The organism is Pseudonocardia xishanensis (assembly GCF_039541715.1).
Lineage (GTDB): Bacteria > Actinomycetota > Actinomycetes > Mycobacteriales > Pseudonocardiaceae > Pseudonocardia > Pseudonocardia xishanensis.
Window position 1 is genome coordinate 50,456 of sequence record NZ_BAABGT010000027.1, and the last position, 23,592, is coordinate 74,047.

The 23,592-nt window shown below is 73.8% G+C and carries 24 protein-coding genes; 5 read left to right on the forward strand and 19 right to left on the reverse strand.

Translation table 11 applies throughout. The annotated features are described in order from the left end of the window. The first annotated feature begins 24 nt into the window (after positions 1 to 24). Positions 25 to 708, forward strand: a complete 684-nt coding sequence (locus ABD993_RS09865) for an NUDIX hydrolase (RefSeq protein ID WP_345414941.1) — start codon at positions 25 to 27, stop codon at positions 706 to 708. On the opposite strand, the gene purM is transcribed toward ABD993_RS09865, so the two are convergent. The 5 genes from purM to purL all read right to left on the reverse strand — a co-directional run bounded on the left by purM (position 705) and on the right by purL (position 8,407). Further along, positions 705 to 1,799, reverse strand: coding sequence for a phosphoribosylformylglycinamidine cyclo-ligase (gene purM / locus ABD993_RS09870; protein ID WP_345414943.1), 1,095 nt, complete (start codon positions 1,797 to 1,799; stop codon positions 705 to 707). The two genes, ABD993_RS09865 and purM, sit on opposite strands and share 4 nt — an antisense overlap. 73 nt (positions 1,800 to 1,872) lie before the next feature. Further along, complete coding sequence (gene purF / locus ABD993_RS09875; RefSeq protein WP_425568936.1) at positions 1,873 to 3,501, reverse strand: amidophosphoribosyltransferase; 1,629 nt, start codon at positions 3,499 to 3,501, stop codon at positions 1,873 to 1,875. Further along, positions 3,465 to 5,597 (reverse strand): putative bifunctional diguanylate cyclase/phosphodiesterase, encoded by a 2,133-nt coding sequence (locus ABD993_RS09880; protein ID WP_345414946.1) that lies wholly within the window; start codon positions 5,595 to 5,597, stop codon positions 3,465 to 3,467. Before ABD993_RS09880 ends, purF begins: the two co-directional genes overlap by 37 nt. A gap of 198 nt (positions 5,598 to 5,795) precedes the next feature. Then, a complete protein-coding gene (locus ABD993_RS09885) occupies positions 5,796 to 6,128 on the reverse strand; it encodes a sterol carrier family protein (RefSeq protein ID WP_345414948.1) in 333 nt (110 codons plus the stop codon). After that, positions 6,125 to 8,407, reverse strand: a complete 2,283-nt coding sequence (purL, locus tag ABD993_RS09890) for a phosphoribosylformylglycinamidine synthase subunit PurL (protein ID WP_345414950.1) — start codon at positions 8,405 to 8,407, stop codon at positions 6,125 to 6,127. Before purL ends, ABD993_RS09885 begins: the two co-directional genes overlap by 4 nt. A gap of 140 nt (positions 8,408 to 8,547) precedes the next feature. Here purL and ABD993_RS09895 point away from each other — a divergent pair, with 140 nt between their 5' ends. Beyond that, positions 8,548 to 8,916, forward strand: coding sequence for a hypothetical protein (locus ABD993_RS09895; protein ID WP_345414952.1), 369 nt, complete (start codon positions 8,548 to 8,550; stop codon positions 8,914 to 8,916). Between the two features lie 8 nt (positions 8,917 to 8,924). On the opposite strand, the gene ABD993_RS09900 is transcribed toward ABD993_RS09895, so the two are convergent. From ABD993_RS09900 to purS, 5 genes are read right to left on the reverse strand one after another with little or no spacing between them, the layout of a single operon-like run. Further along, complete coding sequence (locus ABD993_RS09900; RefSeq protein WP_345414953.1) at positions 8,925 to 9,377, reverse strand: response regulator; 453 nt, start codon at positions 9,375 to 9,377, stop codon at positions 8,925 to 8,927. After that, complete coding sequence (locus ABD993_RS09905; protein WP_345414955.1) at positions 9,374 to 10,990, reverse strand: sensor histidine kinase; 1,617 nt, start codon at positions 10,988 to 10,990, stop codon at positions 9,374 to 9,376. The genes ABD993_RS09900 and ABD993_RS09905 overlap by 4 nt, the downstream gene beginning before the upstream one ends. Continuing rightward, positions 10,987 to 12,162 carry a PP2C family protein-serine/threonine phosphatase gene (locus tag ABD993_RS09910; protein ID WP_345414957.1) on the reverse strand — a complete coding sequence of 392 codons (1,176 nt, stop codon included), beginning with the start codon at positions 12,160 to 12,162 and terminating at the stop codon, positions 10,987 to 10,989. The genes ABD993_RS09905 and ABD993_RS09910 overlap by 4 nt, the downstream gene beginning before the upstream one ends. Before the next feature lie 49 nt (positions 12,163 to 12,211). Further along, positions 12,212 to 12,898 (reverse strand): phosphoribosylformylglycinamidine synthase subunit PurQ, encoded by a 687-nt coding sequence (purQ, locus tag ABD993_RS09915; protein WP_345414959.1) that lies wholly within the window; start codon positions 12,896 to 12,898, stop codon positions 12,212 to 12,214. Next, a complete protein-coding gene (gene purS, locus ABD993_RS09920; protein ID WP_037049488.1) occupies positions 12,895 to 13,125 on the reverse strand; it encodes a phosphoribosylformylglycinamidine synthase subunit PurS in 231 nt (76 codons plus the stop codon). Before purS ends, purQ begins: the two co-directional genes overlap by 4 nt. A gap of 25 nt (positions 13,126 to 13,150) precedes the next feature. On the opposite strand from purS, the gene ABD993_RS09925 reads away from it, so the two are divergent. Further along, positions 13,151 to 13,783: an MBL fold metallo-hydrolase gene (locus ABD993_RS09925; RefSeq protein ID WP_345414961.1), complete on the forward strand. Its 633-nt coding sequence runs from the start codon at positions 13,151 to 13,153 to the stop codon at positions 13,781 to 13,783. A gap of 17 nt (positions 13,784 to 13,800) precedes the next feature. Further along, on the forward strand, positions 13,801 to 14,739 hold the full coding sequence (locus ABD993_RS09930; protein ID WP_345414963.1) for a zinc-binding dehydrogenase: 939 nt from the start codon (positions 13,801 to 13,803) through the stop codon (positions 14,737 to 14,739). 89 nt (positions 14,740 to 14,828) lie between these two features. On the opposite strand, the gene ABD993_RS09935 is transcribed toward ABD993_RS09930, so the two are convergent. The 6 genes from ABD993_RS09935 to ABD993_RS09960 all read right to left on the reverse strand — a co-directional run bounded on the left by ABD993_RS09935 (position 14,829) and on the right by ABD993_RS09960 (position 19,839). Next, positions 14,829 to 15,566, reverse strand: a complete 738-nt coding sequence (locus tag ABD993_RS09935; RefSeq protein WP_345414965.1) for a DUF2334 domain-containing protein — start codon at positions 15,564 to 15,566, stop codon at positions 14,829 to 14,831. A gap of 145 nt (positions 15,567 to 15,711) precedes the next feature. Beyond that, positions 15,712 to 16,545, reverse strand: coding sequence for a phosphoribosylaminoimidazolesuccinocarboxamide synthase (locus ABD993_RS09940; RefSeq protein ID WP_345414967.1), 834 nt, complete (start codon positions 16,543 to 16,545; stop codon positions 15,712 to 15,714). After that, complete coding sequence (gene purB / locus ABD993_RS09945; protein ID WP_345414969.1) at positions 16,542 to 17,960, reverse strand: adenylosuccinate lyase; 1,419 nt, start codon at positions 17,958 to 17,960, stop codon at positions 16,542 to 16,544. Before purB ends, ABD993_RS09940 begins: the two co-directional genes overlap by 4 nt. 51 nt (positions 17,961 to 18,011) lie before the next feature. Then, on the reverse strand, positions 18,012 to 18,563 hold the full coding sequence (locus ABD993_RS09950; protein ID WP_345414971.1) for a TetR/AcrR family transcriptional regulator: 552 nt from the start codon (positions 18,561 to 18,563) through the stop codon (positions 18,012 to 18,014). A gap of 41 nt (positions 18,564 to 18,604) precedes the next feature. After that, entirely contained in the window at positions 18,605 to 19,336 is a 732-nt protein-coding gene (locus tag ABD993_RS09955) for a hypothetical protein (protein ID WP_345414973.1), read from the reverse strand. Next, positions 19,333 to 19,839, reverse strand: coding sequence for a SigE family RNA polymerase sigma factor (locus ABD993_RS09960; RefSeq protein ID WP_345414975.1), 507 nt, complete (start codon positions 19,837 to 19,839; stop codon positions 19,333 to 19,335). The genes ABD993_RS09955 and ABD993_RS09960 overlap by 4 nt, the downstream gene beginning before the upstream one ends. 177 nt (positions 19,840 to 20,016) lie before the next feature. Between ABD993_RS09960 and ABD993_RS09965 the strand changes: the two genes are divergently transcribed. Further along, positions 20,017 to 21,105 carry a threonine aldolase family protein gene (locus tag ABD993_RS09965; RefSeq protein WP_345414977.1) on the forward strand — a complete coding sequence of 363 codons (1,089 nt, stop codon included), beginning with the start codon at positions 20,017 to 20,019 and terminating at the stop codon, positions 21,103 to 21,105. On the opposite strand, the gene ABD993_RS09970 is transcribed toward ABD993_RS09965, so the two are convergent. The 3 genes from ABD993_RS09970 to ABD993_RS09980 form a co-directional block, all read right to left on the reverse strand. Next, positions 21,029 to 21,799 carry a potassium channel family protein gene (locus ABD993_RS09970; RefSeq protein WP_345414979.1) on the reverse strand — a complete coding sequence of 257 codons (771 nt, stop codon included), beginning with the start codon at positions 21,797 to 21,799 and terminating at the stop codon, positions 21,029 to 21,031. The genes ABD993_RS09965 and ABD993_RS09970 overlap by 77 nt on opposite strands. 8 nt (positions 21,800 to 21,807) lie before the next feature. Continuing rightward, positions 21,808 to 22,923 carry a pyridoxal phosphate-dependent aminotransferase gene (locus ABD993_RS09975; protein WP_345415280.1) on the reverse strand — a complete coding sequence of 372 codons (1,116 nt, stop codon included), beginning with the start codon at positions 22,921 to 22,923 and terminating at the stop codon, positions 21,808 to 21,810. Between the two features lie 173 nt (positions 22,924 to 23,096). Then, positions 23,097 to 23,357: a hypothetical protein gene (locus ABD993_RS09980; RefSeq protein WP_345414981.1), complete on the reverse strand. Its 261-nt coding sequence runs from the start codon at positions 23,355 to 23,357 to the stop codon at positions 23,097 to 23,099. Positions 23,358 to 23,592 lie beyond the last annotated feature (235 nt).

The window sequence follows — 23,592 nt, forward strand, 5'->3', positions numbered from 1 at the left end:
CTCCGACGAGAAGCGGGGTGAGGCATGCGCGGGAACCTGTTCGCGGTCGCGGTGGACCTGGTGGTCCTGACCGTGCGTCGTGATCAGCTCTGCGTGCTCCTGGTCCGTCGGGGCGAGCGGCCCTACGAGAGCCACTGGTCGCTGCCGGGCGGGTTCGTCCAGGCGGACGAGGACCTCGGCGACACCGCCGCCCGCGAGCTCGCGACACAGACCGGGGCGGCCACGCAGGACGCGGTGCAGGGACACCTGGAGCAGCTGGCCGGGTACGCGGCGCCGGACCGGGACCCGCGCGGGCGGGTGCTCAGCATGGGCTACCTGGCCCTGCTGCCGGACCTGCCCGACCCGCAGGGCGCAGCGGCCTTCCTCCCGGTCGAGGACGTCTACGGGCTGGCCTTCGACCACGACCGGATCCTCGCGGACGGCGTGGAGCGGGCCCGGGCGAAGCTGGAGTACACGACCCTCGCGGCGGCGTTCTGTCCCGCCGAGTTCACCGTGAGCGACCTCCGCCGCGTCTACGAGGCGGTGTGGCGCACCGAGATCGACCCGCGCAACTTCCAGCGCAAGGTCACCTCGACCCCGGGCTTCCTGATCCCGACCGCCACCCGGGTCACGGGCGGCCGGGGCCGTCCGCCGCAGCTGTTCCGCCGCGGCCCGGCCACCGCCCTGCACCCGCCGATGCTCCGGGAACCACTCCCCGTCCCCGTCTAGAAGCGGGGGTGGACGCCCACCATCTGCACCCGCGAGCCGAGCTCGCCGGACTCCTCGCCGGTGGACCGCTTGACCTCGCCCAGCACCCAGGCCGGGACGTGGCGGGCGGTGAGGACCGCGAGGGCGCGGTCGACGTCGTCCGGCGGGAGGACCGCCACCATGCCGACGCCCATGTTGAAGGTCTTCTCCATCTCCGCGCGCTCCACCCGGCCGCGGCCTGCGATCAGCGCGAAGACCTGGTCCGGGGTCCACGAGCCGCGGTCCGCCGTGGCGACCAGGCCCTGCGGCAGCACCCGCTCGAGGTTGCGGGCCAGCCCGCCGCCGGTGATGTGCGAGAACGTGCGCACACCCGTCTCCGCGGCGAGCGCGAGGCAGTCCCGCGCGTAGATCCGGGTGGGGACGAGCAGCTCCTCGCCGAGGGTGTGTCCGAACTCCTCGACGTGCCCGTCCAGGGGCATGCGGGCGATGTCCAGCAGCACGTGCCGGGCCAGCGAGTAGCCGTTGGAGTGCAGACCGGACGAGCCCATCGCGACCAGCACGTCCCCCGGCCGGACCCGCTCGGGCCGCAGCATGCTCTCGGCCTCGACGATCCCGACGCCGGTGGCGGACAGGTCGTACCCGCCCGCCTCCATCAGCCCCGGGTGCTCGGCCGTCTCCCCGCCCAGCAGGGCGCAGCCCGCCTGCTGGCAGCCCTCGGCGATGCCCTTGACGATCGTGGCGATCTGCGCGGGCACCAGCTTGCCGACGGCGATGTAGTCCTGCAGGAACAGCGGCTCGGCCCCGCAGACGACGAGGTCGTCCACGACCATGGCGACCAGGTCGAGGCCGATGGTGTCGTGCTTGTCCATCGCCTGCGCGATGGCCACCTTGGTGCCCACCCCGTCCGTCGACGCGGCCAGCACCGGCTCGGTGAACTTGCCCAGCTTCGGGGCGAACAGCCCGGCGAACCCGCCGATGCCGCCCAGTACCTCGGGCCGGGTCGCCTTCTCCGCGTACGGGCGGAGCTGCTCGACGGCGGCCTCACCCGCCTCGATGTCCACTCCTGCGGCGGCGTAGCTGGCGCGCGGGTCCTGGTCGCTGGGGCTCGACATGGGTCGTTGCTCTCGTTCCTGCTGGTCTACTTCGGACTGCGGTGCGCCCGGGCGCACAGGGACCCCGAGCGGCCTACGGCCTGCTCAGGGCGTCCGACGCACCGTAGCCGACCGACAGCGTCGGCGTCGCCTCGCGCAGCGGACCGGGGTCCCCGGAGGCCGCTCCGGCGGCGTCCAGCGCGGGCGACTCGAGCAGGTGCTTGCCGAGCCGGGCCTCCTCGGGCAGCGGGATCGGGTACTCGCCGTCGAAACAGGCGCAGCACAGCCTGCTGCGCGGCTGCTCGGTGGCCGCGACCATGTTGTCCACCGAGACGTAGGCCAGGGTGTCCGACCCGATCGAGCGCCGGACGCCCTCGGTGTCCAGCCCGGACGCGACGAGCTCGGCCCGCGAGGCGAAGTCGATGCCGTAGAAGCAGGGCCAGCGCACGGGCGGCGACGCGATCCGGACGTGCACCTCCAGCGCCCCGGCCTCGCGCAGCATCCGGACGAGGGCGCGCTGGGTGTTGCCCCGGACGATCGAGTCGTCCACGACCACCAGGCGCTTGCCGCGGATGACGTCTCGCAGGGGGTTGAGCTTGAGCCGGATGCCGAGCTGGCGGATGGTCTGCGAGGGCTGGATGAAGGTCCGGCCGACGTAGGCGTTCTTGACCAGGCCCTGGCCGTAGGGGATGCCGGAGCCCTGCGCGTAGCCGATCGCGGCGGGCGTGCCGGACTCCGGGACCGGGATGACCAGGTCGGCCTCGACCGGGGCCTCCTGGGCGAGCCTGCGCCCGATCTCGACACGCGCGGCGTGCACCGAGCGCCCGGAGATCGTGGTGTCCGGGCGGGCCAGGTAGACGTACTCGAAGACGCAGCCCTTGGGCTCCGGCGCGGCGAAGCGGGAGCTGCGGATGCCGTCCGCGTCGATCGCCAGCAGCTCGCCGGGCTCGACCTCGCGCACCATCGAGGCGCCGACGATGTCCAGCGCCGCCGTCTCGCTGGCGACGACCCAGCCGCGTTCGAGCCTGCCCAGCACCAGCGGCCGCACGCCGTGGGCGTCCCGCGCGGCGTAGAGCGTGGTCTCGTCCGCGAAGACCAGCGAGAAGGCGCCCCGCACGCGCGGCAGCAGCCGCAGCGAGGCCTCCTCGAGCCCGGTGTCCGCGGAGGTGGCCGCCAGAAGCTCGCAGATCAGGTCCGAGTCGGTGGTGGCCTGCACCCGCGACCCGTGGCCCTGCTTCGCCAGCGCGGTCACCTCATCCCGCAGCTCGGCGGTGTTGACCAGGTTGCCGTTGTGGCCGAGCGCGATCCCGCTGCCCGCCGCCGTGGTGCGGAACACCGGCTGGGCGTTCTCCCAGGTCGTGGACCCGGTGGTGGAGTAGCGGCAGTGCCCGACCGCGAGGTGGCCCTTGAGCGAGGACAGGGTCTGCTCGTCGAAGACGTGGCTGACCAGGCCGAGATCTTTGAACACGACCATCCGGCGACCGTCGGACACCGCGATCCCCGCCGCCTCCTGCCCGCGGTGCTGGAGCGCGTAGAGGCCGTAGTAGGTCATCTTCGAGACGTCTTCACCGGGAGCCCAGACGCCGAAGACGCCGCACTCCTCCTTGGGCGAGTCGTCGACGTCGGTACGGGGAGGGTTCCGATCGGAACTCAACACTCGCTCCAGAGGTGTCGGCAGCGCGGGGCTTACCCGATGGTACGCCGCCGCGGACCCGGAACCCATCCCGCGGGACGGGCGTCACCGAACCACCGGCCCTGCCCCAGGTCGCAGCCGAGCCGCTCGAGGCGGTCCGCCTGGCGGCCGGTCTCCACCCATTCGGCCGTCACCTCGAGGCCCAGGGCGTGGGCCATCGCGACCAGCGACCCGACGATGCTCTCGTCGACCGGGTCCGGCCGGTCGTGTCGCAGCCCGTCGATGAACGATCCGTCGATCTTCAACGCGTGCACCGGCAGCCTGCGCAGCCAGGCCAGGCTGGAGTAGCCGGTGCCGAAGTCGTCCAGGGCCAGCCGGACGCCCGCGGCCCGCAGCGCGGACAGCGCGTCCATCGAGGCGGCCTCGTCGGAGAGGACGGCCTGCTCGGTGATCTCCAGCTGCAGCCGGTCCGGCGCGAGGCCGGTCTCGGCGAGCACGGCCACGACCTCCTCGACGAACCCCTGCTCGGGCAGCTGCACCGGCGAGACGTTCACGCTGACGTACGGGGCCCGCGTCCCCATCTCCTCCTGCCAGCGCGCGGCCTCGCGGCAGGACTCCGCCAGCACCCAGCGACCGAGCTCCACGATCGCCCCGGACCGCTCGGCGAGCTCGATGAACCGGCCGGGCCCGAGCAGGCCGTGCTCCGGGTGCTCCCAGCGGACCAGCGCCTCCATCCCGCGCAGCGAGCCGTCCGCCAGCCGCACCAGCGGCTGGTAGGCCAGCCGGAACTGGTGCCGGTCCACCGCTGCGCGCAGGCCCGCCAGCAGCCCGGCCCGGACGGCCTCGCCGGCGTCCCGCTCGGGATCGAAGACGGCCCGGGAGCCGCCACCCTGCCCCTTCGCCCAGGACAGCGCCACGCCCGCGGCGCGCTGCAGCTCCGCGGCGCACTCGTTGTCGGTGGGTCCCTCGGCCACCCCGATGCTCGCGGTCAACCCGACCCGGTGCCCGCCGACGTGGAACGGGGCGGCGACCGCGGCCAGGAGCCGGTCCGCCACGCCGAGCACCTCGCCGAGCCCTTCCGGATCGATGAGCAGCACCGCGAACTCGTCCCCGCCGGTGCGGGTGACCAGGTGCCCGCCCGCCGCGGTGCGCAGCCGGTCCGCCAGTGCCGTGAGCAGCTCGTCCCCGACGGCGTGCCCGTGGATCTCGTTCACCCGGCGGAAGTCGTCCACGTCGATCGCGCACAGGCCGACCCGGGTGGCTCCGCCGCCGAAGGCCTGCCGCACGGCGGCCTCGGTGAGGTGCCGGTTGGGCAGCCGGGTCAACCGGTCCCGGGACGAGGCCTCCACCAGCGACGACCGCAGCCGGTACCGCTCGGAGACATCCTCGATCACGCCGATCAGGTGGCTCGGTCGCCCGGAGTCCTCCCGGATCAGCGACCCGGTGACGTGCCCCCAGGTCCAGACCCGCGTCGGCCCGGCGAACCGGACGTCCACGCTGACCGTGTCCGCGGCGCCCGACGCCAGCCTGCCGTATGCGGCGAGGAAGGCCTCCAGGTCCTCCGGGTGCACGAAGTCGCCGACCGGCAGCGGCAGGTCCGGGCGCTGCAGCAGGCCCAGCATCCGGCACGCCGCCGGGTTGAGGTCCTCGACCAGCCCGTCCAGGCTGGCCACCGCGATGCCGACCGGCCCCTGGGTGTAGATCGTGCGGTAGTGCGCCTCACTCTCGGCGAGCACCCGCTCGACGTCCCGGCGGGCCCGCAGCGTGGCGCGCAGCAGGTCCTCCTGGGCCTGGTGGGCGCGGAACCGCAGGCCGCCCGCGAACCCGGCGGCGAGCTCGTCCAGCGCGGGGAGGAGGCGGAGCCGCGCGGTCGTGTCGTCCAGGTCCAGGACCTCGGGAGCGACCTCGCGGAGCAGCCGGAGCGTCCCGGGCAGGACGTCCTCGGGCGCCGCGCCGACGATCCCGACGCGGTCCCCGCAGAACCCCGACGCCGCCAGGTCCGCTCCGATGCCCCGCGCGGCCAACGGCCAGAAGGGCTCGGTGCGCAACGCGGACCGCAGCCGGACCAGCAGACCGGCCAGGATCGCGGCGTCCTCGGCACCCGCGGCGTTGGGCAGCAGCTCGGCCCAGCGATCGGCCAGCGACCGCACCTCGGGGCCGGGATCCTCGGTCACGAGGGCGGCCACCGCGCGGACTGGCGCCGCAGGCGACCGCGGGTCCGGGACGTCACTCGCCGCGACCACTTGAGCCACCTCCCGTCGCCCGTGGGGTCCGGTTTCGTCCCGATCGGGGACAATCTTCGGCCTCGACACGTCGGTTCGCTACTACTCGTCGGCCGGCTTCCCCCGTTCGGGGAGTCGGCCGTCCGACCGAACGGCGGAGTCTCAGCGCAACGGAAGCAGCGTCCCGACCTCCGAGGCGCGCGACCCCGACGACCTCACCGTGCCCGACTCGACGGCATCCGTCCAGTTCAGACGACCCGTGGCCAGCCCGAGCCAGGTCCGGGCGTCCATCTCCACGGTGTTCGGCGGCGTGCCGCGGGTGTGTCGGGGTCCCTCGACGCACTGGATCGCCGCAAAGGGCGGGATGCGCACCTCGACGCTGTGGCCGGGCGCCTTCTCGGCCAACGCGGCGAGCGACTCCTTGACCGCCTCCTTGATCACCGAGCGTGGCGGCGGGGGACCGCCCGCCAGCCAGGTGTCGAGGAGGTCGGTCATCCCTCGACGGCCTCGAACAGGGCGGGCAGGGTCCCCTCCCACGCCTCGCGCAGCTCGGCCAGCGGCAGGGTCGGGATCTCGGCGATCTCCAGCTCGGCGCCGTCGACGGTGCCGAGCGCCCGGGCGGGCACACCCGCCTCGGCCGCGGCGGCCAGCAGCTCGTCCGCGGCGTCCGCGGCGACGGTGACCAGCACTCGTCCGGGAGACTCGCTGAACAGGTCCACGAACGGGTCGGCGCCGGGCAGCGTGACCCGGGCTCCCCGGCCGCCGATCAGCGCCGCCTCGACCAGGGCCTGGGCCAGCCCGCCGTCGGACAGGTCGTGGGTGCCGGTGAGCACGCCGGCCTGCGCGGCCAGCAGCTGCGCGAGCCGCCGCTCCGCCTCGAGGTCGACCGCGGGCGGACGACCGCCGAGGTGCCCGTGCACCACGTGCGCCCACTCGCTGCCCCCGAGCTCGTCCCCGGTGTCGCCGAGCAGGACGATCGCGTCCCCGGCGCGGCGGAACCCGGCGGGGATGCGGGCGGCGACGTCCTCGATCACGCCGAGGACGCCGACGACCGGGGTCGGCAGGATCGCCTGGCTGCCGGTCTGGTTGTAGAAGGAGACGTTTCCGCCGGTCACCGGGATGCCGAGCTGGGCGCAGCCGTCCGCCAGACCGCGCACGGCCTGGGAGAACTGCCACATGACGTGCGGGTCCTCGGGCGAGCCGAAGTTCAGGCAGTTGGTCACGGCCAGGGGCACGGCGCCGCTCGTCGCGACGTTGCGGTAGGCCTCGGCCAGCGCGAGCTGCGCTCCCGCGTACGGGTCCAGCGCGGCGAACCGCGCGTTGCAGTCGGTGGCGACGGCGATGCCGCGGCCGGTCCGCTCGTCCACCCGCACCACGCCGGCATCCGCGGGCTGGGCGGAGGCGGTGTTGCCGCGGACGTAGCGGTCGTACTGGTCGGTGACCCAGGCGCGGGAGCACAGGTTCGGCGACGCGGCCATGCGCAGGATCTCGGCGCGCAGCTCGGAGGGGGCGCCCGGGCGCGGGAGGGTGTCCGGGGTGTTCTGCTCCAGGGCGTCCTGGTCCGCGCCGCGCTCGAGCGGGCGGTGGTACACCGGCCCGTGGTGGGCCACGGTGCGCGGCGGCACGTCCACCACGGTCTCGCCGTGGAAGTCGATGACCAGGTGCTCGCCGTCGGTGACCTCACCGATCACCGTGGCGATGGTGTCCCACTTCGCGCAGACCGCCATGAACGCGTCCACGTTCTCCGGCGTGACGACCGCGCACATCCGCTCCTGCGACTCACTGGAGAGGATCTCCGCGGGAGTCATCCCGGCGGCGCGCAGGGGGACCCGGTCCAGGTCGATGTGCATGCCGCCGTCGCCCGCCGCGGCGAGCTCGGAGGTGGCGCAGGACAGCCCGGCGCCGCCGAGGTCCTGGATGCCCACCACGAGCCCGGCGTGGAACAGCTCCAGGCAGCACTCGATCAGGACCTTCTCGGTGAACGGGTCCCCCACCTGCACCGACGGCAGCTTCTTGCGCCCGGTGCCCTCGCCGAAGGTCTCCGACGCGAGCACGGAGACCCCGCCGATGCCGTCCAGCCCGGTCCGCGCGCCGAACAGAATGATCTTGTTGCCGGCGCCGGAGGCGAAGGCCAGGTGCAGGTCCTCGGTGCGCATCGCACCCACGCACAGGGCGTTGACCAGCGGGTTGCCCGCGTAGGAGGCGTCGAACACGACCTCGCCGCCGACGTTCGGCAGCCCCAGGCAGTTGCCGTAGCCGCCGACGCCCGCCACCACGCCGGGCAGCACCCGCGCGGTGTCCGGCGCGTCCGCCGGGCCGAAGCGCAGCGGGTCGCCGACCGCGATCGGCCGCGCTCCCATGGCCATGATGTCCCGGACGATCCCGCCGACCCCGGTGGCCGCGCCCTGGTAGGGCTCCACGTACGACGGGTGGTTGTGCGACTCGACCTTGAAGGTCACCGCCCAGCCGTCCCCGATGTCGACGACGCCCGCGTTCTCGCCGATGCCCGCGAGCATCTTCTCCCGCATCGCCTCGGTGGTGGTCTCGCCGAAGTAGGCGAGATGGACCTTCGAGGACTTGTAGGAGCAGTGCTCGCTCCACATCACCGAGTACATCGCGAGCTCGGCGTCCGTGGGGCGGCGGCCGAGGATCTCGCGGACCCGGGCGTACTCGTCCTCCTTGAGCCCGAGCTCGCGCCACGGCTGCGGCTGGTCGGGGGTCGCTTCGGCCTGGGAGACGGTGTCGGTGACGGTACGCGCGTCGAGCTCGGTCACGGGTACCAGCGTAAACGTCCGGACGTCCGGACCTTCGAGGCGTCGGTCTCAGTGGTCGGCGCCGGGCTCGCGCGACGGGCCGGCCGGCGCCGGGCCGATCCCGGTACCGTCGAGCGGGGGGCTGGAGCAGGGGAGGCGCTGTGTCGAAGATCGTGGTGCGGGTCGCGCAGATCGTCGGGGTGCTGATCCTCGCGGGGATCGCGGTGTCGGTCGTCGTGGGGCTGGTGCAATGGGTGCTCGGGCTCGCGGTCATCGTGGCGATCCCGGTGGGCGCCTACTGGCTCTACAAGAAGGTCAAGAGCGGCGACAGGCCGCAGATCCCGCACGCCGCGACCGGTGCCCTCCCCGCCGGGAAGGGCGACCGTCGGTCCGAGCTGGAGTCCCGCGCGGTGCTCGACGCGTCCGGTCGCTGCGGCTGGTGCGGTGCGGCGGAGCTGCACAAGGACGAGTACGGCTTCCCCACCACCCCGCTGCGCTACCACCGCGCGGAGATCGACGCGATGCTCTGAGGGTGGGATCAGGATCCCGGGAGCTTCACCACGCTGACGAAGAAGTGGTCGATCTGCTTGATCGCCTCGATGAACCCGTCGAAGTCCACCGGCTTGGTCACGTAGGCGTTGGCGTGCAGCTGGTAGCTGCGCAGCACGTCCTCCTCGGCCTGGGAGGTGGTGAGCACGATGACCGGGATCGAGCGCAGCGTCGGGTCGTTCTTCACCTCGGCGAGCACCTGGCGGCCGTCTCGGCGCGGCAGGTTGAGGTCCAGCAGGATCAGGTCCGGCCGCGGGTGGTCGACGTACGGCGGCTCGTGGCGCAGGTAGGCGATGGCGGCGTCCCCGTCGGTGACGACGTCCAGCCGGTTGTGCAGGTGCTCCTCGAACGCCTCGCGGGTCATCAGCACGTCGCCGGGGTCGTCCTCGACGAGCAGGACGTTGACGATCCGGGCCGGATCGGTGAGGGCATCGGAGGTCACGCGCTGGGCTCCTTCGCGAGCTGGGGTTCGGGGGCCGACTGTGCCACGGGGAGTGTCAGTCGGAAGGTCGTGCCGGGCTCGTCCGACGAGCCGTGGTCCACCCAGATGCGGCCGCCGTGGAACTCGACGATCTTCTTCGCCAGCGCCAGCCCGATCCCGGTGCCTGCGTAGACGTCCCGGCCGTGCAGCCGCTGGAAGATCACGAAGATCTTGTCGACGTACTCGGGCTCGATGCCGATCCCGTTGTCCGCCACCGCGATCTCCCACTCCTCCCCGTGGCGCACTGCGGAGAGCCGCACGACCGGCGAGACGTCCGGGCGGTGGAACTTCACGCCGTTGCCGAAGAGGTTGACCAGCAGCGCCTGCAGCAGCCCGGCATCACCGGTGACCGTGGGCAGGTCCGGGGGCAGGACGATCTCGCCGCCCGCCTCCTCGACGGCGGTGGCGAGCTGGTCCGCCGCGGTGTGCGCCACGGCGCCGAGGTCGACGGGCTCGAAACCGGACGTGGTGCGCCCGACCCGGGAGAACGACAGCAGGTCGTTGATCAGCCGCTGCATCCGCTGGGCGCCGTCGACGGCGAAGCCGATGTACTGGTCCGCGCGGTCGTCCAGCTGCCCGCCGTAGCGGCGCTGCAGCAGCTGGCAGAAGCTGGACACCTTGCGCAGCGGCTCCTGCAGGTCGTGGCTGGCCACGTAGGCGAACTGCTCGAGGTCGCGGTTCGAGCGCTCGAGGTCCAGGGTCCGCTCGTCCAGCTTCGCGTTGGCCTCGTGGAGCTCGTCCACCTCGCGCTGGATGTGGGCGCGCATCGCCTCGACGTCCGCGCCGAGCGCCACGATCTCGCGCGGGCCGCTGCCCTGGATCTCCGAGCCCATGTCGCCGTCGACGACGCTGCGGGTCTGCGCGGCCAGTCCCCGCAGCGGGCGCAGGATCACCGACCGCAGACCGAGCGAGGCGAGCAGCAGGAACACCGCCGCCACCACGGTGATCACGATCCCGACGACCGCGACGAACGTGATCGCGCTGTCCAGCTGCCCGCGGGCGATCGCCCGGCTGCGGTCGACGTCCGCGATGAGGCCCGCCGCCGACGCCCGCACCCGGTCGAACAACAGCCTGCCCTGGGTGGGGTCCGGGACCGGGAGCCCGGCCTGCGCGGCCGCGATGGTGGGCTCGGCGTACTCCCGGCGCCACTGGTCCGCCAGCCGCTCGGTCTCCGTCAGGGTGGCGAGGTAGGTCTGCTGCTCGGGCAGTGCCTCGATGCCGCGCAGCCGGGCCGCGGCGTCCGCCTCCGTCCGGATGCCCGCGAGGTAGGGCTCGAGGAAGACCGGGTCGGGCTTGAGCGTGAACCCCCGCAGGCCGGTCTCCTGGTCGACCAGCCCGGCGTTGACGTTCTGCGCGCTGGAGACGGCCGGGGACACCTTGTCGAACAGCTGGTCCCTGGCGTCACCGATCCGCACCACGGCCCACGCGCCGAGCCCCACCGCGACCAGCGAGAGCACGGCGACCACGGTGGCGCCGACGGCGAACCAGCGGCGCAGCGTCCAGCGGTTCTGGGCCGCCGTGAGCGGGACGGGGTGCAGGCGCAGCGGCCCCCGGCGGGGCGCGACGGCGTTCACGCGTCCACCGGGTGGTCGGCGAGCAGCAGGATGGCGACGTCGTCCGCCAGCGGGCCGCCGTTCACGGCCTCGGCGCGCTCGACGAGCCGGGCGGGCAGCTCGGCGTCGTCTCGCTCGCCGGCCAGCAACGCGACCAGCCCCTCCTGCCAGAGCAGCTCGTCCGGCCCGGGACCGCGGCCCTCGATCAGGCCGTCGGTGTAGAGCAGCAGGCTCCAGCCCGGGGCGAGCTCCACCGTCTCCGACTCCCACTTCGTGTCCGTGAGCACTCCCAACGGGACGCCGACGCGGGGGGTGAGCGGCACCGGCCCCGGTCGCAACGAGATCGGCGGCGGATGCCCGGCCGACCGGATCCGCACCCGCGCCCCGCCCGCGGGCGCGGGGTCGACGGTCACGGTGCAGACGGTGGTGAACAGCAGCGGCTCGTGGCGCTCGCTGACCAGCACCTCCTGCAGCTTGGGCAGGACCTGCGGCTCGTCCACGCCGGCGAGCACCAGGGCCCGCCAGGAGACCCGCAGCAACGCCCCCAGGGCGGCCTCGTCCGGGCCGTGGCCCGAGACGTCCCCGATGATCGCGTGCACGGTGCCCGACGGGCCGCGCACCGCGTCGTAGAAGTCCCCGCCGATCACCGCCCGGGTGCGACCGGAGCGGTAGTACTGCCGCCCGTGCACGGTGCTGCCGCCGAGCAGCAGGTTCGGCAGCAGGCCGCGCTCCAGACGCACCGACTCGGCGGCGACCAGCTGTTCCTCGCGTAGCCGCACCATGCTGGCCTCGGCCCGGCGCCGCTCGACGGCGTAGCGGATCGCGCGGATCAGCACCTCGCCGTCCGCCTTGTTCTTGACCAGGTAGTCCTGCGCGCCCGCACCGACGGCGGCGACGCCGAGGTGCTCGTCGTCCAGGCCGGTCAGCACGCAGACGGCGGCGGCGGGATCGGCGACCAACAGCTCGCGCAGGCCCTCGAGGCCGCTGCTGCCGGGCAGGTTCAGGTCCAGCAGCACACAGTCCGTGGTGGCCAACAGGTTCTCCGCCACAACGGCGCGCACCGACTCGGCCACCGTCACGGTGACGCGCGGGTCCACCTCCGCGAGCAGCTCCTGGACCAGGAAGGCGTCCCCGGGATCGTCCTCGACCAACAGCACCCGGTGCGGGGCCGAACCGGGGTCGGGTCGGGTCACGGACGGCCTCTCGTTCAGCGGGACCGTCACCCTAACCGGACGCGGCGCCTCAGGCGGCCGGAGCCCCGGCTACCGCGGCCAGGACCGAGGTGAACAGGCCGAGGCCCTGCACCGAGGGCCCGGTGAGCAGGTCGATGGCGTGCTCGGGGTGCGGCATCAGGCCGACGACCCGGCCGTTCGCCGAGGTCACGCCCGCGATGTCGTTCGTGGAGCCGTTCGGGTTGGTCCCGACGTAGCGGAACGCCACCCGGCCCTCGCCCTCCAGCTCGGCCAGGGTCTGCGCGGTCGCGACGAACCGGCCCTCGGCGTTCTTCACCGGGACGACGATCTCCTCGCCCGGCGCGTAGCCCGAGGTCCAGGCGGTGGCGGAGTTCTCCACCCGCAGCGTCTGGTCCCGGCAGACGAAGTGCAGCTTCGCGTTGCGGGTCAGCGCGCCCGGGAGCAGCCCTGCCTCGCAGAGGATCTGGAAGCCGTTGCAGATGCCCAGCACCGGCAGGCCCTTCGCGGCGCCGTCGACGACCTCGCGCATGATCGGCGCCAGGCTCGCGATGGCGCCCGCCCGCAGGTAGTCGCCGTAGGAGAACCCGCCGGGGACGACGACGGCGTCCACCCCCTGCAGGTCGTGGTCGCCGTGCCAGAGCGGGACGGCCTCTGCGCCCGCGTAGCGGACCGCGCGGGCGGCGTCGACGTCGTCCAGGGTGCCGGGGAAGGTGATGACCCCGATGCGGGCGCTCATACCCGGGTCACCGTCCAGTCCTCGATCACCGGGTTGGCCAGCAGGTCACCGGCGATCCGGTGCAGGGTCTCGTCGTCGACGGAGTCGTCGACCTCCAGCTCGAAGTGCTTGCCCTGCCGCACCTCGATGCCGCTGACCCCGATCCGGGTCAGCGCGCGGGACACCGCCTGGCCCTGCACGTCGAGGATCTCCGGCTTGGGCATCACGTCCACGACCACTCTCGCCACGGTTCTCCAGCCTACGGTGTCCCCCATGCAGCTCACGCACTACGGCCACGCCTGTGTCCTGGTCGACACCGGCACGGCCCGCATCCTGATCGACCCTGGCGCGTTCTCCACCGGCTTCGAGGGCGTCACCGGGCTCGACGCGATCCTGGTCACCCACCAGCACTTCGACCACGTCGTCCCCGAGCGGCTCGACGCGGTGCGCCGCGCGAACCCGTCGGCGCGGTTGATCGTCGACTCGCAGACCGCCTCGGAACTGTCGCTCGACGCGGAGACCGTCGAGCCGGGCCGGACCCTCTCGGTGGCGGGCGCGACCGTCGAGGTCCTCGGTGGCGACCACGCCGTCATCCACCCGGACATCCCGGTGATCCGCAACAACGGCTACCTCGTGGACGGCTCCCTGCTGCACCCCGGGGACGCCTACACCCCGGTGGACCGCCCGATCGACACGCTGCTCCTCCCGACGGGCGCGCCGTGGCTCAAGGCCGGGGACGCGGTGGACTACCTGCGCTCGATCGCCCCGCGGATCGCCGTGCCGATCCACGAGGCCGTGCTGGCGGACCCGGCGCTGCACTACGGCCTGTTCACGAACCTGGCCCCGAAGGGGACGGCGGTCGTCGTGGCCGACCGGGAGAAGGCCCTTGACCTGAAGTCCGGTTGAGGTCGCAGGCTCGTCCCGTGTTGACGATCAGGGTGGACGAGTTCGGTGACCCGTCGGTGCTCCGACCGGTGGAGGTGCCCGCTCCCGCGGCCGGGCACGGCGAGGTGGTGGTCGAGGTCGAGACGGCAGGGGTGCTGTTCCTGGACACGATGATCCGCCGTGGCGACGGCCCCTACCCGGCCACCCCGCCGTACGTCCCCGGGCGCGGGGCGGCGGGGCGGGTGGTGGCGGTGGGGCCGGGGGTCGACGGGTGGCTCGGGAGGCGGGTGCTCGTCGACGGTCCCGGGACGTACGCCGAGCAGGTCGCGGCCCCGCCGTCGGCCCTCGTCCCGATCCCGGACGGCCTCGACGCGGCCGAGGCGATGGCCCTGCTGCACGACGGCGGCACGGCCCTGGCGCTGATCGGTGCCGTCGGCGTGCGGCCGGGAGAGTCCGTGCTGGTCCTGCCGGCGGCGGGCGGCGCGGGTTCGCTCCTCGTCCAGCTGGCTCGCCGTGCCGGGGCGCGCGTGGTCGGGGCGGCGCGCGGCGCGGCCAAGCTCGCGGTGGCCCGGGAAGTGGGCGCGGACCTCGTCGTGGACTACGGCGTGCCGGGCTGGGCGGACGCGATCCGCCGTCGGGTGGGCCGGGTGGACGTCGTGCTCGACGGCGTCGGCGGCGACCTCGGCACCGAGGCGTTCGGCCTGGTCGCGGAGGGCGGCCGATACTCCCACTACGGCGCACCCTCGGGGCGACCCACCACCCCGGCCGCCACCCCGGACGTCCAGGTGCTGGGGATGGCCCAGCTCGCGGGGTTCGCCCGGGGCCGCCGAGAGCGGCAGGAACGGGTGCTGCGGGAGGCCGCGGCGGGCAGGCTGACCCCGGTGATCGGCCGCACCTTCCCGCTGGCGAAGGCCGCGGACGCCCACACCGCCCTGGAGAACCGCGAGATCGCGGGCAAGGCCCTCCTGATCCCCTGATGTCCGGCTCGCAGGTCGACAGTGGGGGACCCGCGGACACCTCACCCGCGAGTCCCCCACTCCGGACCCGCGAGTCGGACGTCGGGGGCTCAGGCGGACTTCGTGGTGGGGGTGGCGGGGAGGGCGGCGTAGGTGGTGGGCCAGGCGCCTTCGGCCAGGACCGCGTCCACCGTCTCCAGGACCGTCGCGATCCGGCCGGGGCGGCGCAGGTCCTTGGCGCGCACGCCGATCCGGACCACCCCCGCCCGACGGGCCACCCGCAGGGCCTCGGTGCGCAGGACCCGGCGACGCCAGGACTCGGCGCGGGTGCGGGCCGCACCCTCCAGGGTCTCCTGCAGGCGGAAGCCGAGGGCGCGGGCGCGGAGGAAGACGGCGTCGTCGAACAGGTGGGCGCCGGCCTCGTCGAGACAGACCCGGAAGCCCTGGTCGCGGACCGCGTCGATGGTCCCTGGCGAGACGAGCCAGCGTGGCGCGGCGAAGACATCCGTGGCGAGCCCGAGGCCGGTGAGCGCACGCCGGGCCGCGACGAGCCGCAGGCCGGCCTCGTGCCGGGGCAGCGCGGAGAACTCACCCTTGCGCCCCACACCGCCGCGCAGCGCCGGATCGGGGGTGTGGTCGTAGCCGTGCAGGGCGATCGCGTCCCCGCGTTCCCGGATCCAGTCGAGGAGCTCGGCGGAGGGCGGGCCCGCGGGCGAAGCGGGTTGGACGAGCTGCGTCAGCGGGACGCCGCGGGCGTCGAGGTCCGCGGCCAGGGTGCGGGCTGTGGCGAGGGCGTCGGGCCGGGCGTCGGTGAGCCCGGACAGGGAGACCACCAGTCGAGCGGGCATGCCCCGAAGGGAACGCCCCGGAGATGAACTCCGGGAGACCTCCGCGGGTCCGGCCGCGGCAGGGCGGTGAAACTCCGCGCAGGACCCGGCCGATGTCCGACTCACCCGTCGAGAACGGGGGACTCGCGGGGCGAGGGCCCGCGGGTCACCGCCAGGGGGTGGCGGTGATGCGTTCGTAGACCTCGATGTACCTCGCGCGCACCGCCGCCACGACGTCCGCCGGGACCTCGGGGCCCGGGGCGGTCCTGTCCCAGCCCGTCGAGAGCGCCCACTCCCGCGCGTACTGCTTGTCGAAGCTGAACTGCGGGCGGCCGGGCTCCCAGTCCGCCGCAGGCCAGAACCGACTGGAGTCGGGGGTCAGGACCTCGTCGCCGAGGACGATCTCGCCGGACGCGTCGAGCCCGAACTCCAGCTTGGTGTCCGCGAGCAGGATCCCGTTCTTCTCCGTGACCTCCGCACCCATCCGGTAGACCTCGAGGGTCAGGTCGCGGAGCCGGGCGGCCGTCTCGGCGCCGACGAGGTCCTCCACCTGGGCGAACGTGATCGCCTCGTCGTGCTGCCCCTTCGGCGCCTTGCTCGACGGGGTGAAGATCGGTTCGGGGAACCGGGACCCGTCCTCCAGCCCGGGCGGCAGGGCGATCCCGGACACCGTGCCCTTCTCGCGGTACTCGACGAGACCCCCGCCCGTCAGGTAGCCGCGGGCCACGCACTCGACCGGCAGCATCTCCAGCTTCCGGCACCGCACGGCGCGGCCCGCGAACTCCGCCGGGACGTCGGTCGCGGAGATCACGTGGTGCGGCACCAGCGCCGCGACCTTGTCGAACCACCACAACGACAGTGCGGTGAGGATCGCGCCCTTGTCCGGGACCGGCGTCGGGAGGACGACGTCGAACACCGACAGCCGGTCCGACGCGACCAGGATGATGTCGCCCCGGTCGGAGTAGATGTCCCGGACCTTTCCGGAGTGCAGCAGCTTCACAGGATCGCTCCGGGCGTGTAGCGGGCGGCCTCGGGGTGCGCGTCCGTGATCTCCGCGATCTGCCCGACGACCGCCGCGACCTGCGCGGTCGCCGCGCCGGTGAAGGACAGCGGGTCCTTGAGCAGCCCGTCGAGCAGGCCGGTCGGCAGGCCCAGTCGGGAGTCGGCCTGCAGGCGCGCCAGCAGGTCGTTCTCCCACTGGCCCTGCTCTCGCATCGCCAGCGCGACGCCGACGGCGTGTTCCTTGATCACCTCGTGTGCGGTCTCGCGGCCGACCCCGGCCCGGACCGCGGCCATCAGCACCTTGGTGGTGGCGAGGAAGGGCAGGTAGCGGTCCAGCTCGCGGGCGATCACGGCCGGGTAGGCGCCGAACTCGTCCAGCACCGTCAGCGCGGTCTCGAACAGCCCGTCGAGGGCGAAGAAGGCGTCCGGCAGCGCGACCCTGCGGACGACGGAGCAGAACACGTCCCCCTCGTTCCACTGAGCGCCCGCCAGCTCGGCGGCCATCGCGGCGTTCCCGCGCAGCACGACCTGCAGCCCGTTGATCCGCTCGGCGGAGCGGGTGTTCATCTTGTGCGGCATGGCGCTCGACCCGACCTGGCCGGGCTTGAAGCCCTCGGTCGCGAGCTCCTGGCCCGCCATCAGCCGGATCGTGGTGGCCAGCGACGACGGCGCCGCCCCCAGCTGCACCAGCAGCGACGTGACCTCGTGGTCCAGCGACCGCGGGTACACCTGGCCGACACTCGTCAACACCCCCGCGAACCCGAGGTGCTCCGCGACCCGGGTCTCCAGGGACGCGAGCTTGGCGGAGTCGCCGTCCAGCAGGTCCAACATGTCCTGCGCGGTGCCGACCGGGCCCTTGATCCCGCGCAGCGGGTAGCGCGCCCGCAGGTCCTCGAGCCGCCGGAAGGCGACGAGCAGCTCGTCCGCCGCGGAGGCGAAGCGCTTGCCGAGCGTGGTGGCCTGTGCGGCGACGTTGTGCGAGCGCCCGGCCATCACCAGGTCCGAGTACTCGGCGGCGCGCCGGGCGAGCCGGGCCAGGATCGCGACGGAGCGGTCCCGCACCAGCTCCAACGACAGCCGCATCTGCAGCTGCTCGACGTTCTCGGTCAGGTCCCGGCTGGTCAGACCCTTGTGGACCTGCTCGTGCCCGGCGAGGGCGTTGAACTCCTCGATGCGGGCCTTCACGTCGTGCCGGGTCACCCGCTCGCGCTCGGCGATCGACGCGAGGTCGACCTGCTCCAGGACGCGCTCGTAGTCCGCGATCGCCTCGGCGGGGACCTCGACGCCGAGATCGCGCTGCGCCTTCAGCACCGCGATCCACAGCTGTCGCTCCAGCACGATCTTGTGCTCGGGCGACCAGAGCCTGACGAGCTCCGGGCTGGCGTAGCGGGCGGCGAGGACGTTGGGGATCACGTGCACGGATGGTATGCGCTGCGCGCGCTCACGCGGCAGCCGGTGCACCGGCTACAGGCTGCGCAGCAGCGCCGCCCGCGCGACCCCGCGCGGATCCGGGTCGGCCTCGATCAGTGCCGAGATCACGGCGCCGTCGACGCTCTCGACGATCCGGTGCACCCCGTCGGTGTCGAGCCGGTGGCCCGCGCGGGCGAGGGCCTCGCCGAGCAGGGCGTCCAGCTCGGGGCGCAGCGTGCGCATCAGCGGGGCCAGGTAGGGCCGCCGCCCGGCGCCGACGAGCTGTTCGTAGCGGAGCAGCACCGCGTCCAGCCCGCCGTCCCGGGAGCCGCGGCCGAGCAGCTGGTCGAGGACGACCTCGACCGGCTCGTCCGCCGAGTCCAACGCCGCGCGGCCCGCGGCGAGGTCCTGCCTGCCGGTGTACTCGACGGCGGCGGTGATCAGCTCCTCGAGCGAGTCGAAGTAGTACGTCGTGGAGGCCAGCGGCAGCCCCGCCCGCTCGGCGACCGCGCGGTGTCGCAGGGCCTCGAACCCGCCCTCGCGCAACAGCGCACCGGCCGCCTCGGTCAGCGCCTGCCGCCGCCGCTCCCCCTTCTCGGTCGCCACCCGCCCAGTCTGCCCAACCCGCAGGCGGCGCTCGTCGCCGGTCAGAGCCGCGGGGCGAGGGCGTCGGCCAGGGTGGCGACCTCCGCGGCGAAGGGCACGCCGCCGGAGTCGCTCTGCGCGCGGGAGGTGACGGTCACCAGCCCCCCGGACGCCGTGGACCGTTCCTCCATGACCCAGCCGACGGCACCCGCCGTCTGCGTGGGCTCCTCCCCCGGCGGTGTGTAGACGACCGAGAGCAGGCCGGTCAGGTCCCCGTCGACGACCTCCAGGTTGACCTCACGACCCCCGCCCTGGCGGCAGACCATCGTGGTCGGGGCCTGCCGGGCGCTCGCCAGCGCGGGCAGGGCGGTGTCGACGAGCGCGCGCAGCTCCGGGTCCTGCGGGTTCACGCAGTCCCGTCCGGACGCCGGCCCCAGCGGCACGCCGACGGGCGCGGGCGCCACGGCCGCCCCCGAGCCACCCGGCGCCGCCTCCCGGGCGAGGTCCGGGGCGCCCAGCTCGCGGGCACCGGACCCCGAGTCCTGCGCCGGGGCGGCCGCGGAGGTGGTGGTCCGGCCGTCCCGCGCCAGCACCACACCGGTCGTCACACCGCCGGCCAGCACGATCACCGCCGCGGCGACCCCGCCGGTGAGCAGCATCCGGTTGCGGCGACCGATCCGGTGCGACTCGCGCCGCACGTCGTCCGCCGAGAACCCGGCCTCGGGCGGCTCGGGGACCGCGTCGCGGAAGGCGGCGGCCAGCCGGTGGTCGTTCCGGGGGTCCATGGAGTTCACCCGGCCTCCCTCAGGTCGTCCAGCGAGTCCCCCAGGATCCCGCGCAGCGCCGCCAGCCCGTGGCTGGTCTGACTCTTCACCGTGCCCTCGGAGCAGCCGAGCGCGGCGGCAGTGCCCGCGACGTCCAGCCCCTCCAGGTACCGCAGCACCAGCACCGCGCGCTGCCGCGGCGGCACCGACCGCAGCGCGTCCACCAGCGCAGTGCGGGTGGCCACGTCCGCGTCCACGCCGGCGACCTCCGGGGTGCGGTCGGTGGACCGCTCCCGCCGCCACGGCCGCCGCGACTCGTCGATCACCGCCCTGACCAGCGTCTTCCGCACCCAGCCGTCCAACGCCAGCGGGTCCCGGATCCTGCGCCAGTGCCGGTGCAGTGCGACGAACGCGGACTGGGCGTGGTCGTCCGCCCGGTGCCAGTCCCCGCAGAGCAGGAAGGCGGTCCGGCGCACGGTGTCCCGGCGCGCGCGGAAGTACTCGGCGAAGGCCCGCTCGTCGGCGTCGTCCACGGATCCCCCCTTCTGCACACAGGACGGTCGAAACGGGACACACGGTTGCACGGCTCACCCGAACGGCCCAATCCCGTGACCGTTTCGTGACCCGGGCGCAACAGTGAGGCCGCCACCTGGAACACTGCGGTCTCGATGCGGACCTCGACGCGAACCCGACGCCCCGCGGCGAAGGTGATGAGTGCGGCCCGGGCGAAGGTGCAGAAGCCCGATCCCGCCGCGCCCCTCGACCTGCGCTCGGACACCGTCACCCAGCCCACCCCCGAGATGCGCCGGGCGATGGCGGAGGCCGAGGTCGGAGACGACGTCCTCGACCGCGACCCCACGATGGCCGCGCTGGAGGAGCGGGTCGCCGGGCTGCTCGGCGCCTCCGCCGCCCTCTGGACGCCCAGCGGGTCGATGGGCAACCTCATCGCGCTGATGTCCCACCTGCAGCGGGGCGACGCGTTCCTCGCCCCCACCGGCGCCCACGTGCTGGACGCCGAGCTGGGCACGGCCGCGTGGCTGGCAGGCGGCATGCCCCGGCCTCTGGAGCACGACGCGGGACCGGGCCGGGTCTCCCCCGCGGCCGTGCGCCGCGCGGCGAGCGGGGACGCCCCGTACTACGCGCTGAACACGAAGCTGCTCTGCGTCGAGAACACCCACAACGCGGCGGGCGGGACCGTGACGCGTCCCGAGGACCACGCCCGGGTCGCGGCGGCCGCGAAGGGCGCGGGCCTGGCCGTGCACCTCGACGGCGCGCGGCTCTGGCACGCCGCGGTGAAGCTCGGCGTGCCGCCGGGAGCGCTGACCGTGGGCACCGACACCGTGCAGGTCTGCCTGTCCAAGGGGCTCGGCGCGCCCGTCGGCTCGCTGGTCGCGGGCTCGGTCGAGTTCGTGCAGCAGGCCCGGCGGCTGCGCAAGATGCTGGGCGGCGGGGTGCGTCAGGGCGGGGTGCTGGCGGCGGCGGGCCTGGTCGCGCTGGACCGGATCGACCTGCTCGCCGAGGACCACCGGCGGGCCACCACGTTGGCCGCGGGCCTGCGCGAACGCGGCTGGCGGGTGCAGGAGCCGGAGACCAACATCGTGCTCGTGGCGGTTGCGGACCTGCCCGGCACGCTCGCCCGGTTCCGCGACTCCGGCGTCCTGGCCAGCTCGATGTCCGGCAAGGTCCGGCTGATGACGCACGCGGACCTCACGGACGCCTCGATCACGGCGGCGTTGGACCGGATCGGGCCGCTGACGCAGGACTCTCCTGTGCGTCGAGCCGTGCGTGGAGCCTCCTGACCTCGCAGACCAGCAGGTCGATCTTCTGCTCGGCCTCGGCCAGCTCGGTCTCGGTGCGCCGGTTGGACGCCCGCAGGTTCTCCACGAACCAGCTCGCGATGGACGCGGTCACCACGCCGAGCAGCGCGATCCCGGCCACCATGAGCGTGGCCGCGACGACCCGCCCCTCCAGCGTGACCGGGTAGCGGTCGCCGTACCCGACCGTCGAGATCGTGGTGATGGTCCACCACAGCGCCTCGCCGAAGTCCGTGATCGTGGCGCCAGGCGCGTCCCGCTCGGCCTGCAGCACGGACAGCGCCGCCACGAACGCCACGAGCCCGACGGTCCCGGTGACGTACACCGCGATCCGGCCGCGGAAGTCGTCCCGCAGCTGGCGGTTGAGCACGCTGATCACCGTGACGATCCGCAGCACGCGCAGCTGCCGGAACATCGGCAGCAGCAGGATCGCCAGGTCGACGAGGTGCGTGGCGACGAACCGCCACCGCCGCCGGGCGAGCGCGAGCCGCACGAGGTAGTCCAGGCCGAAGACGACCCAGATCGCGGTCAGCCCGACGTCCAGCACCTCCGGCGAGCCCCGGTCCAGCACCTGCCACGCGTAGACCGCCAGGAAGACGACGGCCAGCCCGGTCAGGGGCCAGTCCATCCGACGGTCCCACGCCGCGATGCGGGGCTCGTCCGCGTAAGGGTCCGCCATGGGCGGAACTATGCCCGCTTCGCCACGAACGGCCCCAACCGCTCCAACGCCTCGACGATCGGGGCGGTCGCGCCCGCGAAGGAGAACCGCACGTAGCGGTGCCCCTCCACCGGGTCGAAGTCGACGCCCGGCGCCACCGCCACGCCGGTCTCGCCGAGCAGCTCGTAGACCAGCCGCATGGAGTCGTCCGTGAGGTGCCCGACGTCCGCGTAGACGTAGAACGCGCCGTCCGCGGGGGCGAGCCGGTCGATGCCGAGCCGGGGCAGGCCGTCGAGCAGCAGGGACCGGTTGTGGGCGTACCGCTGCACGTGCGAGTCCGCCTCGGCGTAGGACTCCGGGGTGAACGCGGCGACCGCGGCGTGCTGGGGAAGTGCGGGCGGGCAGACCGTGAAGTTGCCCGCCAACCGGTCGACGGCCCGGCGCAGGTCCTCCGGCACCAGCAGCCAACCGAGCCGCCAGCCCGTCATCGAGAAGTACTTGGAGAAGGAGTTGACCACGATCGACTCGCGCGAGGTCTCCCAGGCGCAGGCGGTCGCGGGTGACCCCGGGTAGCCGATCCCGTGGTAGATCTCGTCGCTGACGAGCCGGATGCCGCGCTCCGCGCAGCGCAGCGCCAGGGCGGCCAGCTCCCCCGGGTCCAGCACGGTGCCGGTCGGGTTCGCGGGGCTGGCCACGATCAGACCCGCGACGTCCAGGCCCTCCAGCATCTCGACCGTCGGCTGGAACCGGGTCTCCGGCCCGGTCGGCAGCTCGACGACCTCGCAGCCCAGCGCGGAGAGGATGTTGCGGTAGCAGGGGTAGCCGGGGCGGGCCATGGCCACGCGGTCGCCCGCGTCGAACGCGGCGAGGAAGGCCAGCAGGAAGCCGCCGGACCCCGCGGTGGTGACGACGACGTCGTCCGGGGAGATCTCGATGCCGTACGTGCGGCGGTGGTGGGCCGCGATCCCCTCGCGCAGCTCCGGGATGCCGAGCGCGACGGTGTAGCCGAGCACCTCGGTCTCCAGCGCGGCGGCCGCGGCGGCCCGCACCGGGGCGGGGGCGGGCGTGGACGGCTGCCCGGCCGAGAGGTTGATCAGGTCGCCGCGGGTCTTCTGCCGCTCCGCGGCGGCGGCCCACACGTCCATGACGTGGAAGGGGGCGATGCCGGAACGGGCGGAGGGGCCGGGCTGACCGACGAACGTGGAGGTCACGACGGTCCAGCCTACGAGCCCGAGGCGGAGCGGGGCCGCCGAGCACCTCGGCGGCCCCGGTCCCGTTCCGGGTGGCGGTCAGGAGAGGCCCACCACCCGGAGGCGGATCAGCTCTCGAACTGGCCGGTCAGCACGCCGACGACGTCGAAGATCTGCTTGTCGGTGCTCGCCACCGCGTCGTCGATGTACTCGCCGACCGGCTCCAGCGGCGGGGTGCCGTGGGTGACGTTCTCGTCGAGGTACGCGGCGACCGGCGCGACCTCGGCCGCCGACGCCTGGCCTGCGACGGCGATCATGGCCGCGGGAGCGACCAGGGAGGCCACGCCGACGGCGAGCAGGGTGGTCTTGCGGGGAGCGTGCGAACCCATGGGGATCTCGCTTTCACATCTGGGGAGACGGAGATTTCCTTCGGTTCGCACCACACGTCGGTGTGCGGTGCGACGGGGAAACCCTCGCCAAACGGACCCCTGGTGATCAACCGGTGGCGAGCCGGTTTACACGCTGTTTGCACGAATCTCATGTAGCTCACATGGCCTAACGAACTGCCCTGAACGGGTCATGGCAGCTCACAACGTGCGGCGCACGAACGCTTGATTCGTGACA

Coding starts and splice junctions, on each gene's coding strand:
- ABD993_RS09865 (WP_345414941.1), top strand. CDS start 25: ATGCGCGGGAACCTGTTCGCGGTCGCGGTGGACCTGGTGGTCCTGACC.
- purM (WP_345414943.1), bottom strand. CDS start 1,799: ATGTCGAGCCCCAGCGACCAGGACCCGCGCGCCAGCTACGCCGCCGCA.
- purF (WP_425568936.1), bottom strand. CDS start 3,501: ATGGGTTCCGGGTCCGCGGCGGCGTACCATCGGGTAAGCCCCGCGCTG.
- ABD993_RS09885 (WP_345414948.1), bottom strand. CDS start 6,128: ATGACCGACCTCCTCGACACCTGGCTGGCGGGCGGTCCCCCGCCGCCA.
- purQ (WP_345414959.1), bottom strand. CDS start 12,898: ATGAGCGCCCGCATCGGGGTCATCACCTTCCCCGGCACCCTGGACGAC.
- ABD993_RS09925 (WP_345414961.1), top strand. CDS start 13,151: ATGCAGCTCACGCACTACGGCCACGCCTGTGTCCTGGTCGACACCGGC.
- ABD993_RS09935 (WP_345414965.1), bottom strand. CDS start 15,566: ATGCCCGCTCGACTGGTGGTCTCCCTGTCCGGGCTCACCGACGCCCGG.
- ABD993_RS09965 (WP_345414977.1), top strand. CDS start 20,017: ATGAGTGCGGCCCGGGCGAAGGTGCAGAAGCCCGATCCCGCCGCGCCC.
- ABD993_RS09970 (WP_345414979.1), bottom strand. CDS start 21,799: ATGGCGGACCCTTACGCGGACGAGCCCCGCATCGCGGCGTGGGACCGT.
- ABD993_RS09975 (WP_345415280.1), bottom strand. CDS start 22,923: ATGGACGTGTGGGCCGCCGCCGCGGAGCGGCAGAAGACCCGCGGCGAC.
- ABD993_RS09980 (WP_345414981.1), bottom strand. CDS start 23,357: ATGGGTTCGCACGCTCCCCGCAAGACCACCCTGCTCGCCGTCGGCGTG.